Source organism: Streptomyces turgidiscabies Car8 (assembly GCF_000331005.1).
In the GTDB taxonomy this organism is placed as follows: Bacteria; Actinomycetota; Actinomycetes; order Streptomycetales; family Streptomycetaceae; genus Streptomyces; species Streptomyces turgidiscabies.
The window spans coordinates 26,539-34,341 of the sequence record NZ_AEJB01000582.1; the positions used below are offsets into that span (position 1 = coordinate 26,539).

Genomic DNA, 7,803 nt, shown 5'->3' on the forward strand with positions numbered 1-7,803 from the left:
CCGTCGTACGGGTCGCCGTCGACGGGTACGCTGAGTGATGAAGTTCTTAACCACAAGCGGTCACAGGGCTGTTGGGAAACACAGGCACTGTCGGGGTGCGCATGGAGAGTTCGCGTGCCTGGCGGTGTCCCACGCTCAGCGCCGTGGCCGCACACGCCGGAGGTCCACGGCCACGGTGTCGAACGCGGTCAACGGCACCGGCCGGCTGTCCGAGACGACCAGGCAGCGCGTGCTCGCCGCGGCGCGCGAACTCGGTTACGCCCCTGCCAGCACGGCCCGGGCCCTCGCCCGCGGCGCCACCGGAGTGCTCGGCCTGACCATGACGGCGTACTCCTCGACCATCTCACGGAGGCCGGCGGCGGGCGGATCGGGCTCTCCCTGCCCCTGCACGACGACGAGTACCCGCGCCTGATCGAACACGCCTACCGGTCCTGGTGCGACGGACGCGACGTGCCCGCACTCGTCGAGGAGTGCGCCTCCCTGCCCGACTACTTCACGGCGGAACAGGAGGCGGTCGGCCGCCTGCTGGACCGCGATCCACGACCGGACGTTGTCATCGGCGTCTACTCCGACTCCGGTCACAACATCCTCGCCGCCGCCCGCCGCCATGGGCTTCGGGTACCGCGGGACCTGCTGGTGGCGTGCGTCAGCGAGGATCCGGACTACGCGACGACCACCCCGCCCGTCACCACGCTCAGCCTCCGCCCGGACCGGATGGGTACCGAAGCGGTCGACCTGCTGATCGCCGTCATCAACGCCCGCAGCGGCGTGGACCGGCGTCGGCTCGTACAGCCGGTGCCACTTGGCCGCGAACACCAGGTAGTGGAGACCGCCCCGTTTGTAGACCCACGGCCCTTCCTCGAACAGCGGGGGGCGGTTGGCGTCGCCGATACGGGTGCCGAACCCCGCGGTGGTGAGCGGAATCCTGGTGGGACTGCCCGAGTAGGAGGTCATGTCGGTGTTCAGCCTGACGTACCACAGGTTCGGATGGCCCCAGTACAGGTAGGCCTGGCCGTCGTAGTCGATGAAGACGGTCGGGTCGAACTCTCCGTTCTCCACCAGCGGATGGCCGAGGGCGTCCCGGAACGGTCCGGTGGGGCTGTCCGACACCGCCACGCCGATGGCCATCCGGCCGGTCGCCCGGTTCGTCACCGGCACGTACCAGTAGAACCGGCCGTTGCGCTGCACGGCCTGTCCCGCCCACGCGTCCTTGGGCGCCCAGCTGAAGGTGGCCAGGCTGAGCGGCGAGCCGTGGTCGGTCCAGTTGACCATGTCGGCGGAGGACCACACCCGTCAGTCCTTCATGGTGAAGTAGGCGGAGCCGTCCTCGTCGTGCCCGGTGTAGAGGTAGACGCGCCCGTGGTACACCAGCGGGGCCGGGTCGGCGGTGTACACGTGCCGCACGATCGGGTTGTCGGCCCTGGCCGCGGTGGGCTGCACCGCGGCGGGAAGAACGGCGAACGCCGGCAGGAGGCCCATCACCCAGGCGGCTGCCCGGGTGAGCCTCGTACCGGTGGGGGGGCAACGGTCGAGCTGCGATCATCATGGCGTCCGGTGGACGCCTGCTGGTGGCTGAGCTGTCGAGCGGTGCGCTACGCCCCTCACGCGCGAGTCCATTTCTGGCCGGCCCGGCCGTCGCAGGCCCACAGGACGAGCGAGGTGCCGTTGGCGGTGCCGGCCCGGTCGGCGTCCAGGCACAGCCCGGCGTGAACGTTGCGGATCGACCCGTCGGAGCCGACGGTCCACTGCTGGTTGTCCTGGCCGTTGCAGGTCCAGGTGATGACCCGGGTGCCGTTGGCCGTTCCCTGGTTGTAGGCGTCCAGGCACTTGTCGCCGAACACCCGGATCTCGCCGCCGGCCCAGGTGGTCCACAGCTGGTCGGCGGCCGTGTGGCAGTCCCGGAGCAGTGCCGTGGCCCCGGCGGCGGTGGACGCGTTGTCCACGTCCAGACAGCGGCCGGATCCGGTACCGCGCAGCCGGGAGGTGGTGGCGGCCAGCGGATTGCCGCCGGTCACCCGGAACACGGCCACGCCGTGCGCCGGCACGCTCGCCGAGATCTGTCCGGACGTGCTCGACGTGCCGCCGGTCCACAGGTCCGTGAGAGTGAACGACCCACCGGACAGGCCGACTTGTGCCGCTGTCGTGGCGATCGTCGCGGTGCTGCCTCCCCGGTTGAACAGGCCGACCGCGACCGAGCCGTCGGACAGGGGCTTGGCGAAGACCTCGGTGCTGCCGTCGTCGCGCACCCTGCGCCCGCCCGCGCCCAGCGAGTCCTGGTTCACCGCCAGCAGCCGCGGGTTGCGCAGGATCGCGCTCACGTCGGCGGACATGGTGCGGATGTCGTTGCCCGCCATGAGCGGGGCCCCCGTCAGCGCCCACAGGGCGAAGTGCGAGCGGGACTCGGTCAGTGACAGACCGGGACGGCCCACGACCAGCATGTCCGGGTCGTTCCAGTGTCCGGGACCCGACTGTGCCGCCAGCGGCGCGGTGACGTCCAGGACGTTGCCGACGCCCATGGGATAGCTGTTGGTGTTGCCGTTCTGCCAGATGTCGAGCAGGTCCTCGGTCGTCCGCCACAGGTCGGCGACCTCGCCCCAGTTGTAGGTGGAGCCGGTGATGGCGTGGAAGCTGTTGGGGTTGATGCTGTAGACGATCGGCCGCCCGGTGGCACGCAGGGCGTCGCGCATCAGCGTGAACCGCGCGACCTGCTCGTCGCGGGTGCCGCTGGAGGAACACCAGTCGTACTTGAGGTAGTCGACGCCCCACGAGGCGAACGTCGTCGCGTCCTGGGCCTCGTGTCCCCTGCTGCCCGTCGACCCCGGATAGCCGCCGCTGGTCTGCGCGCAGGTGCGTTCGCCCGGCACCTGGTAGATGCCGAACTTCAGCCCCTTGTTGTGGATGTGGTCCCCGAGCGCCTTCATCCCGCTGGGGAACTTGGTCGGGTTGGACCGCAGGTTGCCCGCCGCGTCGCGGTTCGGGTCGAACCAGCAGTCGTCGACCACCAGGTACCGGTAGCCGGCGTCACGCATGCCCGAGGACACCATCGCGTCGGCGGCCTGGCGAACCTGGGCCTCCGTGATACCGCACCCGAAGCTGTTCCAGCTGTTCCAGCCCAAGGGTGGCGTGAGCGCCGGGCTGCCTGGCGCGGCCGAGGCGGTGGAGTGGGCGGAAGCCGTCACGGACGCGGTGACCGTCAGCACGAGGGTCGCGAGGAGGCGGAACAGTCGTCCGCCTGACCGTCTGGGCACCAAGGGCTCCTTCGCGGAAGGGCGCCATGAGCGGGTGACATGAAAGATCAATGTCACGTCCATGACACTGGATTACAGAGAAGTGATGGTTCGAAATTTCGTGAGCCATTCGGAAACCGAGGTCCTGCGGATACTAGAGAGGCCACCGAACATGTCAACACCCATCACCGCACTGCCGCCAAAATCCGGCCACACGGACTCGCGAAAGCTGGCATATACCCACCATTCGGGGCTACTCGCCCGCGGCGACATGGGATCAACCGCCTTCGAATGTTTCGAAGATGGCATCGATTCATGCGAGAGGTATTGACGGGATTCACCGGCCTTCTATTATCCAGAATCCCGACAAGCCGATCCGCGTTCGAGATCTCGTATACAGAGCAGTCGCTCCGAGCGAACCAGCAGGGCACCTCCGGACAACTCCCACCACCAACGGCTGGGCCACAGAAGGAGAACGCCACCCGTGCAGATGTCATGGACCCATCACGCCCTGTCCCGTCGCCGCGCCCTGACGGCCGCCACCGGCCTGACCGCCGGCGCCCTGCTTCCCACAACCACGGCGGCCGGTGCCGCCTCCGACCGAGGACCGTCCCTCGCGACCGCGGCGACCTTCACGAACCCGGTGATCTGGCAGGACTTCGCGGACATCGACGTCATCCGCGTCGGTGACATCTTCTACGCCTCGGCCTCGACCATGCACTACTCGCCGGGCGCGCCCGTCCTGCGGTCGTACGACCTGGTCAACTGGGAGATCGCCGGTCACTCGGTACCCGTCCTCGACTTCGGCGCCAAGTACGACCTGAACGGTGCCCGCGGCTACGTCCGGGGCATCTGGGCGTCGTCGCTGGCCTACCGGCCGAGCAACCGGACGTTCTACTGGCTGGGCCAGATCGACTTCGCCAGGACGTACCTCTACACGGCCACCGCCGCCGAGGGCCCGTGGAACCGGCTCACGACGATCAACACGGCCTACTACGACGCGGGTCTGCTCGTCGACACCGACGACACCCTCTACGTGGCGTACGGGAACAGCACGATCAGCGTGGCCCAGCTCTCGCCCGACGGCCGCAGCCAGGTCCGGACCCAGCAGGTGTTCACCACTCCATCGAGCGTGGGCACCTTGGAGGGCTCCCGCTTCTACAAGATCAACGGGCAGTACTACATCTTCGTGACCCGCCCCGCCAACGGCCAGTACATCCTCAAGTCGTCGAGTGGCCCCTTCGGTCCCTACACGATGCGGCAGGTCCTTCTCGACCTGCGCGGGCCGATCCCCGGCGGTGGCGTCCCGCACCAGGGCGGGCTGGTGCAGACGCAGAACGGCGCCTGGTACTACCTCGCCTTCGTCGACGCCTACCCCGGTGGCCGGATGCCCGCCCTGGCGCCGGTCACCTGGACCGCGGACGGCTGGCCGGTCGTCCAACTCGTCAACGGCGCGTGGGGCACCACGTATCCCAGCCCGACCGTGCCCCCGCCGCCCCGCCAGGTCACCCCCATGACCGGCGTCGACACCTTCGACGGCACAGCCCTCAAGCCGCGATGGGAGTGGAACCACAACCCGGACAGCACCAAATGGTCGGTGAACAACGGCCTGACCCTACGCACCGCGACGGTCACCAACGACCTCTACTGGGCCCGCAACACCCTCACCCACCGCATCCAGGGCCCCACCTCCACCGCCACCGCCCAGCTCGACTTCTCGGCGATGCGGGACGGCGACCGGGCCGGACTGGCACTGCTGCGCGACTCCTCCGCCTGGATCGGCGTCAGGCGCGACGGCGGTACGACGCGGGTGGTGATGGTCAACGGGCTGACCATGGACACCAACTGGAACACCACCGGTACCGGCACCGAGGCCGCGAGCGCGGCCGTCCCGGGCAGCCGCGTCTGGCTGCGCGCGAACGCGGACGTCCGTCCCGGCTCCGGACGCCCCGGCACCTTCTCCTACAGCACCGACGGCACCACCTTCACCCGCCTCGGACCCGCCTTCTCCCTGGGCAACGACTGGCGGTTCTTCATGGGCTACCGATTCGCCCTCTTCAACCACGCCACGCAGGCACTCGGCGGCGCCGTCCGCTTCGCACGGTTCGAGCTGACCACGCCCTGAAGAGGTCCACCGATCGCACCACGCAAACCCCCCACCCATCCCGACAGGAGACACATGAACCCGCTCAAACGGCTCGGCTCCCGCCGAGCCTCGCTGCTGGGCCTACTGGCCGCGACCGTCCTGGCGACACCCGGGACAGCTACCGGCGCGCCCGCCTCGGCCGCCGCGCCCGCCGCGCCCGACACCGTTCGGGCCTCCACCCTCGGCGCCCAGGCGGCCCAGTCCGGACGGTACTTCGGAACCGCCGTGGCCGCGGGCCGGCTCGGCGACCGTACGTACACCGGCATCCTGGACCGCGAGTTCAACATGGTCACGCCCGAGAACGAGATGAAGTGGGACGCCACCGAGCCGTCCCGCGGCAATTTCAACTTCGGCGCCGGCGACCAGATCGTCAACCGCGCGCTGTCCCACGGTCAGCGCATGCGCGGCCACACCCTGGTCTGGCACTCCCAACTGCCCGGCTGGGTCAGCTCCATCAGGGACGCGAACACCCTGCGATCCGTGATGAACAACCACATCAACACCGTGGCGAACCACTACAAGGGAAAGATCTACGCCTGGGACGTGGTCAACGAGGCCTTCGCCGACGGCGGCAGCGGCCAGCTCCGCAGCTCCGTCTTCCGGGACGTGCTGGGCAACGGCTTCCTGGAAGAGGCGTTCCGCACCGCCCGGGCGGCCGACCCGGGGGCCAAGCTCTGCTACAACGACTACAGCATCGACGACTGGAACGCCGCCAAGACCCAGGGCGTCTACCGCATGGTGCGCGACTTCAAGGCACGCGGCGTACCCATCGACTGTGTCGGCCTCCAGGCCCACTTCGGTGCCGGTGGTCCCCCCGGCAGCTTCCAGACGACGATCTCGAGCTTCGCCGCACTCGGCGTGGACGTCCAGATCACCGAGCTGGACATCGCTCAGGCGTCGCCGAACGCGTACGCGAACACGGTCAGGGCCTGCATGAACGTGGCGCGCTGCACCGGCATCACGGTCTGGGGCATCCGCGACAGCGACTCCTGGCGCAGCAACGAGAACCCGCTGCTGTTCGACCGTAACGGCAACAGGAAGCAGGCGTACAACTCGGCGCTGACGACGCTGGGCGGCACGCCCGCCACCACGCGCAGCAGCACTCGCGACGCCGCCGCCCTGCCCAACAGGTACTCGTGGAGCTCCAGCGGCGCCCTGATCGGGCCGAAGTCCGACGCGACGCACAACATCGCGGGCCTCAAGGACCCGACGGTCGTCCAGTACAACGGCAAGTACCACGTGTTCGCCAGTACCGCGAGCCGCTCCGGCTACAACCTGGTCTACCTGAACTTCAGCGACTGGTCCCAGGCCGGCTCGGCCACCCACCACTACCTGGACCGCACCGCCATCGGGACCGGTTACCGGGCCGCGCCGCAGGTCTTCTACAACGCGCCGCAACGCCTGTGGTACCTCGTCTACCAGACCGGCAACGCCTCGTTCTCCACCAACCCCGACATCAGCAACCCCAACGGGTGGAGCGCCCCGCGCAACTTCTACTCGTCGATGCCGGACATCATCCGGCAGAACATCGGCAGGGGCTTCTGGGTCGACATGTGGGTGATCTGCGACAGCGCCAACTGCTACCTGTTCTCCTCCGACGACAACGGACACCTGTACCGCTCGCAGACCACCGTCGGCCAGTTCCCGAACGGGTTCACGAACACCGTCATCGCGATGCAGGACTCCAAGAACGCGTTGTTCGAAGCGAGCAACGTGTACAAGGTTCAGGGCAGCAACCAGTACCTGCTCCTTGTCGAGGCCATCGGTTCCGACGGGCGGCGCTACTTCCGGTCCTGGACCGCCACCGGCCTCGGCGGCTCCTGGACGCAGCTCGCCGCGTCCGAGGGCAATCCCTTCGCCCGGGCGAACAACGTCAGCTTCCCCGCGGGCGCCTGGACCCGGGACGTCAGCCACGGCGAGATGATCCGCGCGGGCTACGACCAGACACTCACCATTCCCTCCTGCCGGCTCCAGTACCTGTACCAGGGCCTGAATCCCAACGCGGGCGGTGACTACAACCTCCTCCCGTGGCGGCTCGGCCTCCTGACCCAGACCAACTCGACCTGCTGACCGACTGAGCGGTGGGGAATGCCCCAGCGGAACGACATGAGAACTCCTTGTTGCTGTGATGGTGATCATGGGATGGCGCTGTGGGCACCGGAACCACGAGGTGGGTGCGGCCTACGGCGGCGACGAACCGCCACCTGGCGTCGTTGGCTCTGATCCAAGGCCGACCGGGCGGTTGTCCTGCGGTACGGGGATGGTGGAGCCAGGCCAGGTGCGTTCGCCAGAGTCCATGACGTTCATCGAGACGCCTGCTCCGCAGCCGCATGCAAATTAGGTCGCCCGCCTGACGCGCGCAGTGACCTGGACCGTGCGTGGCGCGATCTGGTCGTTCAGCGCCGCCGATATTCGTATGCGACGCTCGCC

The 7,803-nt window shown here is 68.5% G+C and carries 5 protein-coding genes and 2 pseudogenes; 4 read left to right on the forward strand and 3 right to left on the reverse strand.

Translation table 11 applies throughout. From position 1 onward, the window contains the following. Window positions 1–37 precede the first annotated feature (37 nt). Together STRTUCAR8_RS55280 and STRTUCAR8_RS54860 are read left to right on the forward strand one after the other, a co-directional pair. Complete coding sequence (locus STRTUCAR8_RS55280) at window positions 38–412, forward strand: LacI family DNA-binding transcriptional regulator (RefSeq protein WP_277814667.1); 375 nt, start codon at window positions 38–40, stop codon at window positions 410–412. Further along, a pseudogene (locus STRTUCAR8_RS54860) lies at window positions 385–735 on the forward strand (substrate-binding domain-containing protein); the annotation flags it as partial. The gene STRTUCAR8_RS55280 and the pseudogene STRTUCAR8_RS54860, both read left to right, overlap by 28 nt. A gap of 126 nt (window positions 736–861) precedes the next feature. Here STRTUCAR8_RS54860 and STRTUCAR8_RS54865 read toward each other — a convergent pair. The 3 genes and pseudogenes from STRTUCAR8_RS54865 to STRTUCAR8_RS41130 all read right to left on the reverse strand — a co-directional run. After that, window positions 862–1,272 (reverse strand): annotated as a pseudogene (locus STRTUCAR8_RS54865) (family 43 glycosylhydrolase); the annotation flags it as partial. Between the two features lie 21 nt (window positions 1,273–1,293). Beyond that, entirely contained in the window at window positions 1,294–1,479 is a 186-nt protein-coding gene (locus STRTUCAR8_RS54870) for a hypothetical protein (RefSeq protein WP_234372676.1), read from the reverse strand. A gap of 122 nt (window positions 1,480–1,601) precedes the next feature. Next, window positions 1,602–3,248: a glycoside hydrolase family 27 protein gene (locus tag STRTUCAR8_RS41130; protein ID WP_006382320.1), complete on the reverse strand. Its 1,647-nt coding sequence runs from the start codon at window positions 3,246–3,248 to the stop codon at window positions 1,602–1,604. Window positions 3,249–3,717: 469 nt separating this feature from the next. Between STRTUCAR8_RS41130 and STRTUCAR8_RS41135 the strand changes: the two genes are divergently transcribed. Next, window positions 3,718–5,352, forward strand: coding sequence for a glycoside hydrolase family 43 protein (locus STRTUCAR8_RS41135; RefSeq protein WP_179200585.1), 1,635 nt, complete (start codon window positions 3,718–3,720; stop codon window positions 5,350–5,352). Window positions 5,353–5,406: 54 nt separating this feature from the next. Then, window positions 5,407–7,443 (forward strand): glycoside hydrolase, encoded by a 2,037-nt coding sequence (locus tag STRTUCAR8_RS41140; protein WP_006382304.1) that lies wholly within the window; start codon window positions 5,407–5,409, stop codon window positions 7,441–7,443. Window positions 7,444–7,803: the final 360 nt, after the last annotated feature.

What these genes read in the sequence shown, in the direction of transcription:
- STRTUCAR8_RS55280 (WP_277814667.1), top strand. Translation starts at nt 38, where the DNA reads ATGAAGTTCTTAACCACAAGCGGTCACAGGGCTGTTGGGAAACACAGG.
- STRTUCAR8_RS54870 (WP_234372676.1), bottom strand. Translation starts at nt 1,479, where the DNA reads ATGGGCCTCCTGCCGGCGTTCGCCGTTCTTCCCGCCGCGGTGCAGCCC.
- STRTUCAR8_RS41135 (WP_179200585.1), top strand. Translation starts at nt 3,718, where the DNA reads ATGTCATGGACCCATCACGCCCTGTCCCGTCGCCGCGCCCTGACGGCC.
- STRTUCAR8_RS41140 (WP_006382304.1), top strand. Translation starts at nt 5,407, where the DNA reads ATGAACCCGCTCAAACGGCTCGGCTCCCGCCGAGCCTCGCTGCTGGGC.